Here is a 15,380-nt window from a genome sequence, read left to right on the forward strand (position 1 = left end):
GAGAACGGGCGCACTATATATTTTTAAAGCGGCAAGATTTTGCAAACGCTTGCAGAACTCACCAGACCATGGGCAGACGACACCAATATCATCTCAGCCTGATTTGGTGCCTGTTCTTCTCGGGAGTATTCCTTCATGGCTGCACGTTTTCGTTTATCCGTTTGTCCTCATGACACGGCCAAGAATCTGTTCGGTTGGTTCGCCCTGAACACCTACTTGCAACGCATGATGGCCTGCGGCATCCACTTTGAACCGGCAGATAGCTTTCTGGTCGAGCGCCAGCAAGTGCTCGACAACGACGTTCAAGTGGTTTACGCCAACCCCTATTCCGCGTTGATCTTCGCGGCCAAGAAGGGCCATATTCCCGTCGCCCGTGTGGTGGGTTTGCGCGACGAAACCCTGATGGTGGTTCGCAAAGATCGCCCCATTCCAGCGGATGGCGAGGTGGTGATCGCCTCTGCCACCGACAAACTGATCGTTCACCCGCTGGGACAAACGCTTCTGCCCGGCATCGGTTTGGATCCTTCGCGCGTGCGCTACCAGTTTGTCGGCACGCACCCCAAGGCCGCCCAAGCCGTGCTCAAGGGTGAGGCGCATGCTGGTTTTGTCTTCAACGAAACATGGCGCGGTCTGTCGGCAACCACCAAGGCGGACTTGGAGGTCGTGGGTGAAACTCGTGACGGCACGGCGTTCCACTGCTTCTGCATCAGCCCTGAGTGGGCCGATCAAGCTGAACAAATTCGCCAGATTTTGGTCGGCATGAATACCGATCCCAAAGGGAAAAATGTTTTGACGGATTTGGGATTCAGTGCCCTAGAAGCCATTGATGTCGCCGACCTTGAACCCGCAAGACGCTTGATGCAACAAGCGGGTGTGATCTGACAAAAAGACACGATCAAGACCCACGATGAAACGGCCGTGATGTCGCGGCGTAAGCTACGCGCCACCTCTGGGCCCGTAAGCTGTGGGCATGATTCGCGATCGTATCCTTCACCACTCCCGTGCTTTTCGCAGTGCAGCTTGGCAACAATTGTTGCTCGGTTGCACGGTGGCATCGCCCGGTATCGCTTGGCTGGTGGCATCGTACGGTTTCGGCTTACCCACATCAGATCCCCTGCGGGACCTACCCCTGTTGGTCTTGGCAGCAACGGCTGAGGAAATTGTGTTCCGAGGTGGCTTGCAAGTGGCCTTGGCCCAACGTTATTGGGGTCAGTGGCGTTGGATGCCGGTGGCTAGGTTGCCTTGGCTTAGCCTGACCAGCGCCAATTTGATCACGGGCGTGATCTTTGCCTTGATGCATCTGTGGCGCCATCCAGCGCCAGCCGCTTTGGCTGTTTTGCCGGTGTCGTTGCTGCTCGGTCTCAGCTTTGAGTGGAGCGGTCGCTTACGCGTCCCCGTCATGCTCCACCTCTGGTTCAACGTCAGCCTTTGGGCCGCATCGTTCCTGATGCGGCCTTGAGGTACGACAAACGTCAGCGGCTCAGCACAACACCAAGTTATCGCGGTGAATCAATTCGGGTTCGTTGGCGTAGCCCAACAAACCTTCGATTTGCGAGGAGGGTTTGCGCGAAATAAGCCGGGTTTCGCTGGCGGCGTAATTGGCCAAACCCCGTGCAATATCCACCCCATTGGCCGAGCGCACCGCAATCACATCCCCCCGGGCAAATTCACCCTGCACATCAATCACACCGATCGGCAGCAAGCTTTTGCCTTCGGCGCGCAATTTGAGCGCCGCACCGTCATCGACCAGCACCGCCCCCTTGAGTTGCAGGTGATCGGCCATCCACTGCTTGCGTGCGGCCACCTTGGCGGTGGTCGCCACCAAGAGCGTGCCAATCGACTCACCCGCCACCAAACGCAGCAAGGCGCTCGGTTCACGTCCCCAAGCGATCACGGTGCTGGCACCACTGCCTGCCGCGCGCTTGGCCGCCAAAATCTTGGTGATCATGCCGCCGCGACCAATGCTGGAGCCGGCGCCACCGGCCATCAACTCCAGCTCAGGATCACCGGCTTGGGCTTCATGGATAAAGCGCGCGTTGGGGTCCTTGCGCGGATCCGCTGAATACAAGCCTTTTTGATCGGTCAGGATCACCAGCGCATCGGCATCGACCAAATTGGCCACCAACGCACCCAAGGTGTCGTTGTCGCCAAACTTGATCTCGTCGTTGACCACCGTGTCGTTTTCGTTGATCACCGGGATCACACCCAAGCCGAGCAAGGTCAACAAGGTCGAACGCGCGTTGAGGTAACGCTCGCGATCCGCCAAATCGGCGTGCGTCAACAAGACTTGGGCGCTGCCCAGCCCTTGTTCACGCAGGCGCGTTTCGTAGATCTGTGCCAACCCCATCTGCCCCACCGCAGCGGCGGCCTGAAGCTCATGCAGCTCCTTGGGTCGGGTCGTCCAACCAAGGCGCTTCATGCCTTCAGCAATGGCGCCTGAAGACACCATCACCACCTCGCGCCCTTGCCGAACCAGTTCGGCCAGCTGAACACACCAACCGTTGATGGCGTCGGCATCCAAGCCGCGCCCTTCATTGGTCACCAGACTGGAACCCACCTTGACCACGATACGGCGGGCTTGGATCAGGATGTCACTCATGAGACAGAAATGAGGCAGAACGATCAGTGATTCAGAACAAGGCGCAAACTCAGTCGATCAGGCGGGATCCACGCGAAAACGCGGATCGTCGTTCAGATCTAGGCTGGCTGGGACCGATGCAGAGGCGGGAACCACCGTGGCTTCAGGCATGAAGCGCACGTCCGGAACTTCCACCACCGGCACCTTGAGCGAGGCGACATGGTTGTAGATGGCTCGGATCAACGGCTCGCAACCTTCGCGGGTCAAGGCGGAAATCTCAAACACTGGCCCCTTCCAACGCAAACGCCGCACAAACTGTTTGACCAACGCGGCGCGCTGCTCGACCGGCACCATGTCCAGCTTGTTCAGCACCAACCAACGCGGTTTTTCAAACAGCGCCTTGTCGTACTTTTTAAGCTCGCCCACGATGGCGCGCGCTTGGGCCACCGGATCAATGCTGTCATCAAACGGCGCCATATCGACCATGTGCAACAACACGCGGGTGCGTTGCAAATGGCGCAAAAACTGATGCCCCAAACCCGCGCCTTCGGCCGCACCTTCAATCAAACCAGGCACATCGGCCACGACAAAGCTCTGGCTTGGTCCAACGCGAACCACCCCAAGATTGGGATAGAGCGTGGTGAAGGGATAGTCGGCGATCTTGGGCCGGGCGTTCGAGATGGCCGCAATCAGGGTCGATTTGCCGGCATTGGGCATGCCCAGCAGGCCCACATCGGCCAGCACACGCAACTCAAGGCGCAAGGTCTTGTGCTCACCGGGCCAGCCGGGCGTTTTTTGACGCGGAGCCCGATTGGTGCTGGTCTTGTAATGCAAGTTACCAAAACCGCCATCGCCGCCCTTGGCGAGCATGATCTGTTCACCCGGGACCAGCAGCTCGGCCAGAATATCCCCGGTTTCTGCATCGGCAATGATCGTGCCCACGGGCATGTGCAGCACCACGTCAGGCCCCGCCGCACCGAACTGATCCGAACCCCGACCTTGCTCGCCATTGCGAGCCTCATGGCGACGCGTGTAGCGAAAATCGACCAGCGTGTTCAGATTGATGTCGCCGACAGCGTAGACATGCCCACCTCGGCCACCATCGCCCCCATTGGGGCCGCCGAACGGAATGCACTTCTCGCGACGAAAGCTCGCACAACCACTGCCACCATTGCCAGCGGCGATATCGATCACCACTTCGTCAACGAATTTCATGACTTCTCCTGAATCGACCCGGCCTGAAAGCCCTCTCACGCCGACCTTGAATCTGTCGAAAGCAAAAAAGCCCCGGCGAGCCGGGGCTTGGTGCTTCAGTCAGACACGGCTCAAAGCGGTGTGATGAAGACCGTCTTGCGGTTCTGTGAACCCTTAACGTCGAAGGACACCGTCCCATCGACCAATGCAAACAAGGTGTGATCACGACCCATACCGACATTGGTGCCAGCATGGAAACGCGTACCGCGCTGACGCACGATGATCGAACCTGCGCTGATGGCTTCGCCACCAAACGCCTTCACGCCCAGCATTTTGGGCTTGGAATCACGGCCGTTCCGCGTGGAACCGCCGCCTTTTTTCTGTGCCATGACCTAGCTCCTTGGATTCAGCAACAACCTAGACGTCAAACGTCTTAGGCCTGAACCACGTTGATTTGCAATTCGGTGTAGTTCTGACGGTGGCCTTGGTGGCGCTGGTAGTGCTTACGACGACGCATCTTGAAGATGCGAACCTTGTCGTGCCGACCTTGCGACAACACCGTCGCCGTCACCGATGCGCCTGCAACCAAGGGCGTGCCAATTTTCAGTTCAGCGCCGCTACCGACAGCCAAAACTTGATCAATGACAACCTCTTGGCCAACTTCCGCAGCAATCTGTTCTACTTTAATTTTTTCGCCGGCAACAACTTTGTACTGTTTGCCACCGGTTTTTATGACCGCGTACATATCAGCCTTTCAACATGAAACCGACCCAGCCAACGCTGGATCAAGCTTTTGATTGTACCACGCCGCCAAAAATAGCAACGCGAAGTACACAAGGAAATGCCTGTACACACTGAGCATGTACAGGCATTTGAATTGGTCGGGGTGAGAGGATTCGAACCTCCGGCCTCTACGTCCCGAACGTAGCGCTCTACCAGGCTAAGCTACACCCCGTGACTCACCAATGAATCGATCAAGACGAACGATCTATCGCAAGAGCCGGCAATTGTAGCAGAGCATTTTTAAACTGTGAAGGGCCTAAGTGAGAAAGCTGCTCGCAGGCCTTGGCCGCCTCGGCCCGCGCCGCTTCACGCGTGGCCTCTAAAGCTCCCGTAGCCTTCACGATGGCGATGATCTGCGGCAACCGGTCCACTTCACCATGCTCAATGGCGTGTCGAATCAGTTGCCGCTCTTCTTCAGATCCCCGACTCATGGCCAACAACAGGGGCAAGGTGGGCTTACCCTCACGCAAATCGTCACCCACGTTCTTGCCCAACTGCTCGGTAGCCCCTTCGTAATCGAGCAGATCGTCCACCAACTGGAAGGCTGTACCTAGGCAGCGCCCATAAGTGGCACAAGCTTCTTCCACGTCAGGTGCGACATCAGCCAAGACCGCCCCAAGCCGGGCACTGGCTTCGAAAAGCTTGGCTGTCTTGTAGCGGATCACGCGTAGATAGCTCTCTACGGTGGCATCTGGGTCGTGCATGTTGAGCAACTGAAGCACTTCGCCTTCCGCAATCACATTGGTGGCATCCGCCAACACGTCCAAAACGCGCATGCGATTGACCGACACCATCATCTGAAAGGATCGGGAGTAGAGGAAATCCCCCACCAAGACACTGGCAGCATTGCCAAACATCGCATTGGCTGTGCTGCGACCACGGCGCAGATCCGACTCATCGACCACATCGTCGTGCAGCAGCGTGGCGGTGTGAATGAATTCCACGGTCGCCGCCATTTCAAAGCGGTCCACGCCCTGGAAGTTCAACGCTCGCGAACAAAGCAAGACCAGCAAGGGCCGTAAACGTTTGCCTCCGGCCCCGATGATGTAGTGAGAGATCTGATTGATCAGCGCAACTTCCGAGTCGAGTCGGCGTCGAATCACAGCATCAACTTGCGCCATGTCTTCGGCCATCAGTTGCAGCGGTGTCAGTGTTTCGGGCACAGCGTTGTTCACGGAAGAGGCTTGTCAGTGGATCGGCCAAGCGCATGGTGACGCAAGGAAAGCGGTGATTATAGAAACCCGCACCTCAACATGCGGTATCGCTCAACCCCGATCAAAGGGTGTGCGACGCGTCTACACCCACAAAATAATGCAAAACACCCTTGCAATCTTTCCTTTAAATGGGATAATTTCCCACATTGATCTCCCCCCGGTTGGCGCGACACCAAGTCAAGACTCTTTTTCCAGTCGCGCCGAAGCCCCTGACTCTTCAGGGGCTTTTTTTGCCCAGTCGATCGTGGGCCCTCAAAAACGAGCCAAGGCCTTCGCCCCCTAGAATCGGGCCATGATTGCCATTGAACCCACCCTTGAGCGCCTCCATACGGCCCAAGAGCTTTTGCTCACCCCCTTCGGTCTCAATGAGAGCGCCCTGCGTCGAGCCTTGAACACCATCACGGCTCACAAGGTTGATGACGCCGACCTCTACTTCCAGTACACCCGCAGCGAAGGTTGGAGCCTTGAAGAGGGCATCGTCAAAAGTGGCAGTTTCAGCATTGATCAAGGTGTGGGCGTGCGGGCCATCAGCGGTGAGAAGACTGCCTTTGCCTACTCGGATGACATCTCCGAGGCCGCCTTGCTCGACGCGGCGCGCACGGTACGCAGCATTGCCGCAGCCGGCCAATCACGGCGCATCAAGGTCAACCCTGTGCGCAGCATTGCTCCGAGTCGCTCACTCTATGTCGGTCGCGACCCGCTGCCCAGCCTCGACAGCACGGCCAAAGTTGCCCTGCTTGAACGGGTCGAGCGGCTCGCCAAAGCACGTGATCCGCGCGTGGTTCAGGTGATGGCTGGACTGGCTGGTGAATACGACGTCGTGCTGATCGCCCGCGCGGATGGGACCTTGGCAGCGGATATCCGCCCGCTCGTGCGCCTCTCGGTCACGGTGATCGCCGAACAAAACGGCCGCCGCGAGGTGGGCTCTTCGGGCGGTGGTGGTCGGTTCGATTTCAGCTATTTCCGCGACGCGGTCCTTGAGCAATACGCCAAGGAAGCTGTCGATGCGGCCCTCACCAACCTTGAAAGCCGCCCCGCCCCGGCCGGCGAAATGACCGTGGTCTTGGGCCCAGGGTGGCCCGGTGTGCTGCTGCATGAAGCCATCGGCCATGGCTTAGAGGGCGACTTCAACCGCAAGGGCTCCAGCGCTTTCGCGGGTCGGATCGGGCAGCGGGTGGCCGCCAAGGGTGTCACGGTGCTTGATGACGGCACCTTGCCCGATCGACGCGGCTCGCTCAACATCGACGATGAAGGACACACCACCCAGCGCAATGTCTTGATTGAGGACGGCATCCTCAAAACCTACCTGCAAGACAGCATGAATGCCCGACTCTCACGCCGCAAACCCACCGGCAATGGCCGACGCGAAAGTTATGCCCACGTGCCCCTGCCGCGCATGACCAACACCTACATGCTGGCGGGTGAGCGCAGCCGTGAGGAAATCATCGCCTCGATCGATCGGGGCCTGTACGCCACCAATTTCGGCGGCGGCCAAGTGGATATCACCAGCGGCAAGTTCGTGTTCTCGGCCAGCGAGGCTTATTGGGTCGAAAAAGGCAAGATTTTGTATCCCGTCAAGGGCGCCACCATCATCGGCAATGGCCCCGATGCCCTCACCCGGGTGTCGATGATTGGTAACGATCTTGAGCTCGATAGTGGTGTCGGCACCTGCGGCAAGGACGGTCAAAGCGTCCCCGTCGGCGTCGGACAACCCACCCTGCGCATCGACGGCATGACGGTCGGCGGGACCGCCTGACGTGCTACATTGAAGCCCATGCGCTTGTTGGCTTTCTTTTTTGTCTACTTTTGGTTCTCGTACCGCTGCGGCGGCGGAGACGTGTAGGCGCATCGAAACCCACACGAACCATCTCCAACCCGCCGGGCATCCAACCCGGCGGGTTTTTTTATGAACCCCCACCGCTCGCGGAACTCACCGATGAACACGACCGACAGCCTGATGGACAAGACCTCGCAGACCGACGATGAAAGGATCAGCGACGTGACCCCCCTGCCCCCTCCCGAACACCTGATCCGTTTTTTCCCGATCCGTGGCACGGCGGTGGAAACCTTGGTGGCCCAGACACGGCATCACATTCGGCAAATTCTGCAAAAGAAAGATGATCGGCTGCTGGTCGTCATCGGTCCGTGCTCCATCCATGACCCGGCTGCGGCGCTCGACTACGCTCGCCGTCTGCTGCCGCTGCGTCAGCGTTATGCCGACACGCTCGAAATCGTCATGCGGGTGTACTTCGAAAAACCCCGCACCACCGTCGGCTGGAAGGGTTTGATCAATGACCCATACCTTGATGAGAGCTATCGCATCGACGAAGGCCTGCGCATGGCCCGCCAGTTGCTGATCGACATCAATCGCTTGGGCATGCCCGCCGGCAGCGAGTTCCTCGACACCATCAGCCCGCAATACATCGGCGATCTGATCAGCTGGGGCGCCATTGGTGCCCGGACCACGGAAAGCCAAGTGCACCGTGAATTGGCTTCGGGCTTGTCAGCCGCGATCGGTTTCAAGAACGGCACCGACGGTAACACCCGCATCGCCATCGATGCCATCCAAGCGGCAGCACGCCCGCACCATTTCCTCTCAGTGCACAAAAATGGCCAAGTGGCCATCGTCGAAACGCGTGGCAACAAGGATTGCCACGTGATCCTGCGCGGCGGCAAAGCCCCGAACTATGACGCCGCGGCGGTGGGCGAAGCTTGCAAAGCCTTGGAAAGCGCCAAGCTCGAAACATCCTTGATGATCGACTGCTCGCACGCCAACTCCAGCAAACAGCATGAGCGCCAAGTCAACGTCGCCCAAGACATCGCGGCCCAAATGGCCCAAGGCCAACGCGCGATCTTCGGTGTGATGGTGGAAAGCCACTTGGTGGCGGGTGCACAAAAGTTCAGCGCCGGCAAAGACGACCCAGCTCAGCTGAACTACGGTCAGAGCATCACCGATGCCTGCATCGGCTGGGACGATTCAGAGCGCGTTTTGGCGATCTTCAGCGACGCTGTCGCAGCCCGCCGTCGCGCTTAAAGCCCATCAAGAAGGACATGATGGCGACGCGTGGTCAAATGCCCGCGCCGCCATCCAGCGACATCACGGCAGCCAGACTGCGAGGCTCTTCAGCCTCCATGATCTGGCCCGCCATGCGTGCTAACCGGCTGGTATCAGCCCGCAACACCCGCTGTTTGACGGAAAGCACCCGCGTCGGATGCATGCTAAAGCTGCGCAACCCCATGCCCAGCAGCAAGTCGGTGAACTCCAGATCGCCGGCCATTTCACCGCAGACACTCACACCCTTGCCCGCCTCACGGGCCAGCCGGATCGTGCGTTCAATCTGATGCAAGACGGCTGGATGCCATGGATCGTAAAGATGCGCCACAGCCTCATCTGCACGATCGATGGCCAAGGTGTACTGAATAAGATCATTCGTGCCGAGTGACACGAAATCAAAGTGCCGTAGAAAAACCGGCAGGATCATGGTGGCCGCCGGAATTTCGATCATGGCGCCAATCTCGACATCCCCGTAATTCACCTTGGCATCACGCAGTTGCTCACGGCAACGCTTGAGAATGTCGAGGGTTTGGCGAATTTCGCTGGCTCGCGAAATCATCGGGAACAGCAACTTCACAGGACCGTCAACGGCAGCACGCAAAATGGCCCGCACCTGACGGCGGAACATGCTTGGATCGGCCAAGCTCCAGCGGATGGCGCGTAGGCCCAATGCGGGATTGAGCGTATGTTCATGGCGCAGTTCGGCGTTGGACAGCCGTTCCAAGGGTTTATCGGCGCCGATATCCACCGTGCGAATCGTGACCGGCATGCCCTTCATCGCCATGACCACCGCACGGTAAGCCTCGAATTGCTCTTCTTCATCAGGCAATTGACCGCCCCGATTCATGAAGAGGAATTCACTCCGAAAGAGCCCAACACCTTCAGCACCCGCCTCAAAGGCACTTTGAGCATCTTCAGGCATCTCGATGTTCGCCATCAAGGTCACGCGTTCGCCATCCAAGGTCACCGCTGAGCGATGTTTGATCCGAGAAAGTCGCTCACGCTCCAGTCGCCCCTGCCTTTGGCGAAAGACATACTCTTCCAAGACGATCGGCGAGGGATCCACGATGACCAAGCCCGCATCACCGTCGATGATCACCCAGTCATCTTGGCGGATCAGCCGACTGGCCTCGCGCGCACCCACCACGGCCGGAATATCGAGACTGCGGGCCACGATGGCCGTGTGCGAGTTCCGCCCGCCCACGTCCGTCACAAACCCGGTAAAAACACTGCGCTTGAAATGCAGCATATCGGCCGGAGCGATGTCATTGGCAATCAGCACCAACGGCCCCTCTGTGCCAGCGTCAGGGCCCGAACCGGCACCCAAAGACCACGCCGAACGGGGGCGTTCATGCGTCGCCACCAACGCCGAGAGCACGCGCTCAGCCACCTGCTCAATATCGGCCTTGCGCTCGCGCAGATACTCGTCCTCCATCTCGTCAAATTGACGGACCAGAACATCAAGCTGCGCCGTTAACGCCCACTCAGCGTTGTAATGCCGCTCCGTGATCCAGAGTCGAATCGCCTCTTCGAGAGACTCGTCATGCAACAGCATGAGATGGACGTCCATCAAAGCCGCCAACTCTTGGGGCGCGTCTTCAGGCAAATCTCGCTTCAGCGCCAGCAACTCGGCCCCAACCCGATCTCTGGCTTGGCGCAAGCGGGCAATCTCAGCATCGATCTGGGTCACATCGATGAAGTAATGCGCCACGTCGATGCGACTGGAAGCCACCAGCACAGCCCGACCGATGGCGACACCCCGCGAAACGTGCAACCCGAAGATCTGCATGCTCATGGCAAATCTCCCTATTCGCCCTCGCCGAACTTGTCGGCGATCAAGGCGCGCAAAGCATCCATGGCGTCTTGCTCACGCTCGCCATGGGTTTCGATCTCGACTTGAGTCCCCATGCCGGCAGCCAACATCATGACGCCCATGATGCTCTTGGCATTCACCCGCCTGCTGTTGCGCGTCAAGAAGACTTCGCAGGGGAAACTGGCCGCCAGCTTGGTGAACTTGGCCGAAGCCCGAGCATGCAGCCCGAGCTTATTGCTGATGGTGATGGTGCTTTGAATCATGGCTAGGTTGTAAAACCTGGTTTTGAGGACGCGTTGGCGTGATCGGCATGACCCCTTGGGCTCCGCCCACCATCGCACGATTGATCAATTCATCCAAAGGCAAGGCAGCATAAGCGAGCGCCCGCCACAGCATCGGAACATTGACACCAGCCAAGATCCGGACATGCTGACCGTCCGCCACTCTCTGAGCCACATTGGCAGGGGTGGCGCCAAAAACATCCGTCAGGATCAACGCTTCATCCGGATCCGTTGCATTGGTGGGACGATGCCGATCAAGGGCGGCACGCACCGCCGCCTCAATGTCCTCTGGACGATGCTGTGGCTGCACATCGACAGCTTCCAGAGCAACGACAGGCTCCGGAAAAACATGTCGAGCAACATCCTGCAAAGCAGATGCTAGAGGCGCGTGGGCAACGATGAGAAGTCGGACCATGGGGCATTATCAGGTGGAAAGATGATCTCCATCAGGCCTCAACGTACCAAAAAAGCATCCCGCTCCGCCTTGGGCAAGGCCGCTAGGCGCCGGACCTCGGCGTAAAAGCGCGGGAAATCCCGATCACACCGTTCAAACAGGCTTTCAAAAGCGGGAACTTGGGTGTTGTAGGCCGCCAGAACAGCCAACGAGGCATTGTTAGCCCGTTCGAACCAGCGGTCATACCCGGCATAGCCCCCCCAACGTTCTGTCTTGATCCGTCGATATTCGGCCCGCATGTCGGCGTAAAGCTGTACTTTGCGCTGACGTTTTTCAACATCGCTGCCAGAACGCTGAAAAACCTGCTCTAGCTCCGTGCGAAAACGCATCGTCAAGGCCCTGAACTCGGCGCGATGCTGCTCTAAACGCTCAAAATCGCGCCGAAAACTTGCTTCTTCTTGCGTGCTCAACCAGCGCTGGACCCCCAAGCGCTCCACCGCTGTGGCAAAGGATTCGTTGAACACGGTGTCCCCAGCGGCAAAGGCCACTTGATGCGCCAATTCATGGAAAATCAGCTTGGCCAAATCAGCCGGGGTGTCGTTGATAAACGTGTTGAGCAAAGGATCAGCAAAGTAGCGCCCAGGTAATCGGCCCAAGGTTGAATAGGCGGGCACGCCGTACACCATCACGTCCAACCCTTGATCACGCAGCGTCTGTGCATGAGCGTCCGCCTGCTCACGCTGAAAAAATCCGCGATATCCCACACAACCGACCACAGGAAAACACGAGGACGTCAGCGTCAGCGAAATTTCGGGGGCCGCCACCACGTTCCAAACTGCGGCGCTTCGCCCCAGATCGGCATAACGCCTGTAGCTGGCGTTATCCGGTAAGGCCAAGTTGGAAACAGCAAAGTCTCGCATCTGTTGCGTCAGGCGTAGGCGCTCTTGAAGCTTGGATGAGCTCTGAGGATCCGCCAAAACGTCATCCACCGGCCTTGCTGCTTGCAAGATACCAACATGCCCGCGTACGGACTGCAACAGATAACCGGTGGATGAGCAACCTGCCATCAAGCCCCCCAGCAACCCCAAGCTCAGGCTCACCCACACCACTGCACGCCAACACCGCGATCGACTTTTTTTCATGGCACCAGTCTAAACAGTCCCCCTCCCACCCGGCTATGATCAAAGCCGATCACTCACAGCCACTCACGCTCAATCACGCCGACCGGAGTTTCGTCGCATGAAGCCAATCGACGCCATCGCGGATGCCACTGCGGAAATGACCGCCTTCCGCCGCGACTTGCACGCCCATCCGGAACTGTGCTTTCAGGAATTCCGCACCGCTGAGCGTGTCGCAGCCCAGCTGACCGAATGGGGCATACCGGTATATCGAGGTCTGGGCGGCACTGGCGTGGTCGGCATCTTGCGCCACGGTAGCAGCACACGTGCCATCGGTCTGCGAGCCGACATGGACGCCTTGCCCATGACCGAACACAACCAGTTCGCCCACGCCAGCACACACCCCGGACGCATGCATGCCTGTGGTCACGACGGTCACACCGCCATGCTGCTGGCCGCAGCGCGCTACATGGCCCTGCAACGCAACTTTGACGGCACGGTCTACCTGATCTTTCAACCGGCCGAAGAAGGCGGCGGCGGCGCGCGAGCCATGATGCAAGACGGCCTGTTCGAGCGCTTCCCGATGGATGCAGTCTTTGGCATGCACAACTGGCCCGGATTGCCGGAAGGGGATTTCGCCGTTTGCGAAGGCCCCTGCATGGCTTCGAGCAACGAGTTTCGCATCAAGATCCGAGGCAAAGGCTCGCACGCCGCCCTGCCGCACAACGGCATCGACCCGGTGCTGATCGCCTGCCAGATGGTGCAGGCCTTCCAAAGCATCATCACGCGCAATAAAAAACCGGTGGACGCCGCCGTCTTATCCGTCACGATGATCCATACCGGCGAAGCCACCAATGTGGTGCCAGACGACTGTGTGGTTCAAGGCACAGTGCGCACCTTCACGCTGGATGTGCTCGACATGATTGAGGCACGCATGCGCCAAATCGCAGAGCACACCGTGGCGGCTTTCGGCGCCGAGTGTGATTTCGAGTTTCAGCGCAATTACCCGCCGACCATCAACCACGCTCATGAAGCACGCTTTGTGCGCCAAGTGATGCAGGACGTGGCGGGCGAAGCACGAACCCACGTCTTCGAGCCCACCATGGGGGCTGAAGACTTCAGCTATTTCTTGCTGGAAAAACCTGGGGCCTATTTCGTGATCGGCAACGGTGACGGTGACCACCGCGCCACCGGCCACGGCTTGGGGCCATGCACGCTGCACAACCCCAACTACGACTTCAACGACACCCTGCTGCCGCTGGGCGCTACGTTTTGGGTACGACTGGCCGAAACGTGGCTTAAACCGATCTGAGACGGCTTAACAAGCCTGCCGTGGAGCCGTCCAACCCCGTGACCTCGCCACTGCCCAAACGCGGCAGCAGCTGGCTGCACAGCGCCTTGCCAAGCTCTACCCCCCATTGATCGAAGCTGTTGATGCCCCAGATCGCACCGCTGGTGAAAACGCGGTGCTCGTACATCGCAATCAAGGCCCCAAGCGATGTCGGTGTGAGCGCCTCTAGCACCAAGGTGGTACTGGGCCGGTTACCCGGGAACGTGCGATGGCGCGCCACGGTCTGTGCATCCAAGGCTTTTGAGGCCGTGGGGGCTTTTTCCGCCAGCGCTTCATCGGTTGATTTGCCCAGCATCAGCGCTTGGCTCTGGGCCAAGCAGTTGGCCAGCAACTTGCGATGCTGATCGGCCAGACCGTTACGCACGGTCTGCGGCAACGGGGCCGGACCGTAATCGGGGGTTTTGACCGCGATGAATTCCACGGGGATCACATCGGTGCCTTGATGCAGCATCTGAAAGTAAGCGTGCTGCCCGTTGGTGCCGGCTTCGCCCCACACCACAGGGGAGGTCGCAAAAGGCAAGGCATCGCCACTCAGATCCACGCACTTGCCGTTGGATTCCATCTCCATCTGCTGCAAATAGGCCGGCAGACGACGCAAGCCTTGGTGATACGGCGCCAGCGATCGACTCGTGAACCCATGGAAGTTGCGATACCAAATGTCCAGTAAACCCAACTGAACCGGCAAATTGGCTTCAAGCGGTGCGGTGGCGAAATGCTGATCCATGGCGTGTGCACCAGCCAGCAAAGCCCGAAAACCCTGCTCGCCCAGCGCAATGGCCAGGGGCAAACCAATCGCGCTCCAGAGCGAGTAACGCCCCCCCACCCAGTCCCAAAAACCAAAGGTGGTGGTCACCCCAAAGGCCGCAGCCGTTTCTAGGTTGGTGGTGGTCGCCACAAAATGGCGTGCCACATCGGTGCCCCCGTTGGCCACAAACCAAGCCCGCGCTGCATGCGCATTGGCCATGGTTTCTTGGGTGGTGAAGGTCTTCGAGGCGATGATGAACAGCGTGGTCGCAGGATGGAGCTTGCGCAGCACCGGCACCAGATCATGGCCATCAACGTTGCTGACAAAGTGAAAGCGCAGCTTGGGATGCACAAAGGCATCCAGCGCTGGCACCACCATCTGCGGTCCCAGATCCGAGCCGCCGATGCCAATATTCACCACATCGGTAAAGCCGTTCTCACCCACCCCCGCCACGGCCCGCACGCTCTCGGCATAGGTCAACATGGCGTCAAGCACGCGGTGCACTTCGTCGCTGAACAGGCCAGCACCACGCGGGGCGCGTAGCGCGGTGTGCAAAACAGCGCGACCTTCGGTCAAGTTGCTTTCGGCCCCTGCAAGCATGGCATCGCGCCGAGCCTCAAGCTGACACTCCCGCGCCAATTGCACCAACATCGCGCGAGCGTCACCATCCCAGCGGTTCTTGGACAGATCCGCAAACACCTCGGGCGCTTGCACGCTGAAGCGCTCAAAACGCTTCGTTTCATGGACGAAGGCTTGACGCACATCGAAGGCATGGCCTTGCGTGTCGAAATGCTGGCGCAAGGCAGCCCAAGTGGCCGTCTGATCGCAACGTGGCGCGTGAGTAACCATGGATA

15 protein-coding genes and 1 tRNA gene are annotated in these 15,380 nt (G+C 59.0%); 5 read left to right on the plus strand and 11 right to left on the minus strand.

All coding sequences use genetic code 11. The features are described from left to right. Positions 1 to 135: 135 nt before the first annotated feature. Together AB3X39_RS12505 and AB3X39_RS12510 are read left to right on the plus strand one after the other, a co-directional pair. Positions 136 to 882: a phosphate/phosphite/phosphonate ABC transporter substrate-binding protein gene (locus tag AB3X39_RS12505; protein ID WP_369417715.1), complete on the plus strand. Its 747-nt coding sequence runs from the start codon at positions 136 to 138 to the stop codon at positions 880 to 882. Positions 883 to 970: 88 nt separating this feature from the next. After that, complete coding sequence (locus AB3X39_RS12510) at positions 971 to 1,459, plus strand: CPBP family glutamic-type intramembrane protease (RefSeq protein ID WP_369417716.1); 489 nt, start codon at positions 971 to 973, stop codon at positions 1,457 to 1,459. 21 nt (positions 1,460 to 1,480) lie between these two features. Here AB3X39_RS12510 and proB read toward each other — a convergent pair whose 3' ends face one another. The 6 genes from proB to ispB form a co-directional block, all read right to left on the minus strand. Continuing rightward, positions 1,481 to 2,599, minus strand: coding sequence for a glutamate 5-kinase (gene proB / locus AB3X39_RS12515; RefSeq protein WP_369417717.1), 1,119 nt, complete (start codon positions 2,597 to 2,599; stop codon positions 1,481 to 1,483). Between the two features lie 57 nt (positions 2,600 to 2,656). After that, a complete protein-coding gene (gene cgtA / locus AB3X39_RS12520; protein ID WP_369417718.1) occupies positions 2,657 to 3,793 on the minus strand; it encodes an Obg family GTPase CgtA in 1,137 nt (378 codons plus the stop codon). 110 nt (positions 3,794 to 3,903) lie between these two features. Next, a complete protein-coding gene (gene rpmA / locus AB3X39_RS12525) occupies positions 3,904 to 4,161 on the minus strand; it encodes a 50S ribosomal protein L27 (protein ID WP_009453290.1) in 258 nt (85 codons plus the stop codon). Between the two features lie 44 nt (positions 4,162 to 4,205). Then, positions 4,206 to 4,517, minus strand: coding sequence for a 50S ribosomal protein L21 (gene rplU / locus AB3X39_RS12530; RefSeq protein WP_369417719.1), 312 nt, complete (start codon positions 4,515 to 4,517; stop codon positions 4,206 to 4,208). 133 nt (positions 4,518 to 4,650) lie between these two features. After that, positions 4,651 to 4,727: transfer RNA gene (locus AB3X39_RS12535), tRNA-Pro, on the minus strand. Positions 4,728 to 4,746: 19 nt separating this feature from the next. Beyond that, on the minus strand, positions 4,747 to 5,688 hold the full coding sequence (gene ispB, locus AB3X39_RS12540; RefSeq protein ID WP_369417746.1) for an octaprenyl diphosphate synthase: 942 nt from the start codon (positions 5,686 to 5,688) through the stop codon (positions 4,747 to 4,749). Between the two features lie 373 nt (positions 5,689 to 6,061). Here ispB and tldD point away from each other — a divergent pair, with 373 nt between their 5' ends. Next, entirely contained in the window at positions 6,062 to 7,525 is a 1,464-nt protein-coding gene (gene tldD, locus AB3X39_RS12545) for a metalloprotease TldD (RefSeq protein WP_369417720.1), read from the plus strand. Between the two features lie 180 nt (positions 7,526 to 7,705). Continuing rightward, positions 7,706 to 8,803: a 3-deoxy-7-phosphoheptulonate synthase gene (locus AB3X39_RS12550; protein ID WP_369417721.1), complete on the plus strand. Its 1,098-nt coding sequence runs from the start codon at positions 7,706 to 7,708 to the stop codon at positions 8,801 to 8,803. A 34-nt stretch (positions 8,804 to 8,837) separates the two neighbouring features. Here AB3X39_RS12550 and ptsP read toward each other — a convergent pair whose 3' ends face one another. The 4 genes from ptsP to AB3X39_RS12570 are packed head-to-tail and all read right to left on the minus strand — an operon-like array spanning position 8,838 to position 12,454. Further along, complete coding sequence (gene ptsP, locus AB3X39_RS12555; protein WP_369417722.1) at positions 8,838 to 10,619, minus strand: phosphoenolpyruvate--protein phosphotransferase; 1,782 nt, start codon at positions 10,617 to 10,619, stop codon at positions 8,838 to 8,840. Between the two features lie 11 nt (positions 10,620 to 10,630). Further along, positions 10,631 to 10,900, minus strand: a complete 270-nt coding sequence (locus tag AB3X39_RS12560; RefSeq protein ID WP_369417723.1) for an HPr family phosphocarrier protein — start codon at positions 10,898 to 10,900, stop codon at positions 10,631 to 10,633. Next, positions 10,869 to 11,333, minus strand: coding sequence for a PTS sugar transporter subunit IIA (locus AB3X39_RS12565; protein WP_369417724.1), 465 nt, complete (start codon positions 11,331 to 11,333; stop codon positions 10,869 to 10,871). The genes AB3X39_RS12560 and AB3X39_RS12565 overlap by 32 nt, the downstream gene beginning before the upstream one ends. A 38-nt stretch (positions 11,334 to 11,371) precedes the next feature. Next, positions 11,372 to 12,454 carry an aminopeptidase gene (locus AB3X39_RS12570; RefSeq protein ID WP_369417725.1) on the minus strand — a complete coding sequence of 361 codons (1,083 nt, stop codon included), beginning with the start codon at positions 12,452 to 12,454 and terminating at the stop codon, positions 11,372 to 11,374. 97 nt (positions 12,455 to 12,551) lie between these two features. Between AB3X39_RS12570 and AB3X39_RS12575 the strand changes: the two genes are divergently transcribed. Continuing rightward, on the plus strand, positions 12,552 to 13,742 hold the full coding sequence (locus tag AB3X39_RS12575) for a M20 aminoacylase family protein (RefSeq protein ID WP_369417726.1): 1,191 nt from the start codon (positions 12,552 to 12,554) through the stop codon (positions 13,740 to 13,742). On the opposite strand, the gene pgi is transcribed toward AB3X39_RS12575, so the two are convergent. Further along, complete coding sequence (gene pgi / locus AB3X39_RS12580) at positions 13,729 to 15,375, minus strand: glucose-6-phosphate isomerase (RefSeq protein WP_369417727.1); 1,647 nt, start codon at positions 15,373 to 15,375, stop codon at positions 13,729 to 13,731. The genes AB3X39_RS12575 and pgi overlap by 14 nt on opposite strands. Positions 15,376 to 15,380: the final 5 nt, after the last annotated feature.

This window comes from Leptothrix ochracea (genome assembly GCF_041083635.1).
In the GTDB taxonomy this organism is placed as follows: domain Bacteria; phylum Pseudomonadota; class Gammaproteobacteria; order Burkholderiales; family Burkholderiaceae_C; genus Sphaerotilus; species Sphaerotilus ochraceus.

Coding starts and splice junctions, on each gene's coding strand:
- pgi (WP_369417727.1), bottom strand. CDS start 15,375: ATGGTTACTCACGCGCCACGTTGCGATCAGACGGCCACTTGGGCTGCC.
- ptsP (WP_369417722.1), bottom strand. CDS start 10,619: ATGAGCATGCAGATCTTCGGGTTGCACGTTTCGCGGGGTGTCGCCATC.
- AB3X39_RS12575 (WP_369417726.1), top strand. CDS start 12,552: ATGAAGCCAATCGACGCCATCGCGGATGCCACTGCGGAAATGACCGCC.
- cgtA (WP_369417718.1), bottom strand. CDS start 3,793: ATGAAATTCGTTGACGAAGTGGTGATCGATATCGCCGCTGGCAATGGT.
- ispB (WP_369417746.1), bottom strand. CDS start 5,688: ATGGCCGAAGACATGGCGCAAGTTGATGCTGTGATTCGACGCCGACTC.
- AB3X39_RS12550 (WP_369417721.1), top strand. CDS start 7,706: ATGAACACGACCGACAGCCTGATGGACAAGACCTCGCAGACCGACGAT.
- proB (WP_369417717.1), bottom strand. CDS start 2,599: ATGAGTGACATCCTGATCCAAGCCCGCCGTATCGTGGTCAAGGTGGGT.
- rplU (WP_369417719.1), bottom strand. CDS start 4,517: ATGTACGCGGTCATAAAAACCGGTGGCAAACAGTACAAAGTTGTTGCC.
- AB3X39_RS12570 (WP_369417725.1), bottom strand. CDS start 12,454: ATGAAAAAAAGTCGATCGCGGTGTTGGCGTGCAGTGGTGTGGGTGAGC.
- tldD (WP_369417720.1), top strand. CDS start 6,062: ATGATTGCCATTGAACCCACCCTTGAGCGCCTCCATACGGCCCAAGAG.
- AB3X39_RS12560 (WP_369417723.1), bottom strand. CDS start 10,900: ATGATTCAAAGCACCATCACCATCAGCAATAAGCTCGGGCTGCATGCT.
- rpmA (WP_009453290.1), bottom strand. CDS start 4,161: ATGGCACAGAAAAAAGGCGGCGGTTCCACGCGGAACGGCCGTGATTCC.
- AB3X39_RS12505 (WP_369417715.1), top strand. CDS start 136: ATGGCTGCACGTTTTCGTTTATCCGTTTGTCCTCATGACACGGCCAAG.
- AB3X39_RS12565 (WP_369417724.1), bottom strand. CDS start 11,333: ATGGTCCGACTTCTCATCGTTGCCCACGCGCCTCTAGCATCTGCTTTG.
- AB3X39_RS12510 (WP_369417716.1), top strand. CDS start 971: ATGATTCGCGATCGTATCCTTCACCACTCCCGTGCTTTTCGCAGTGCA.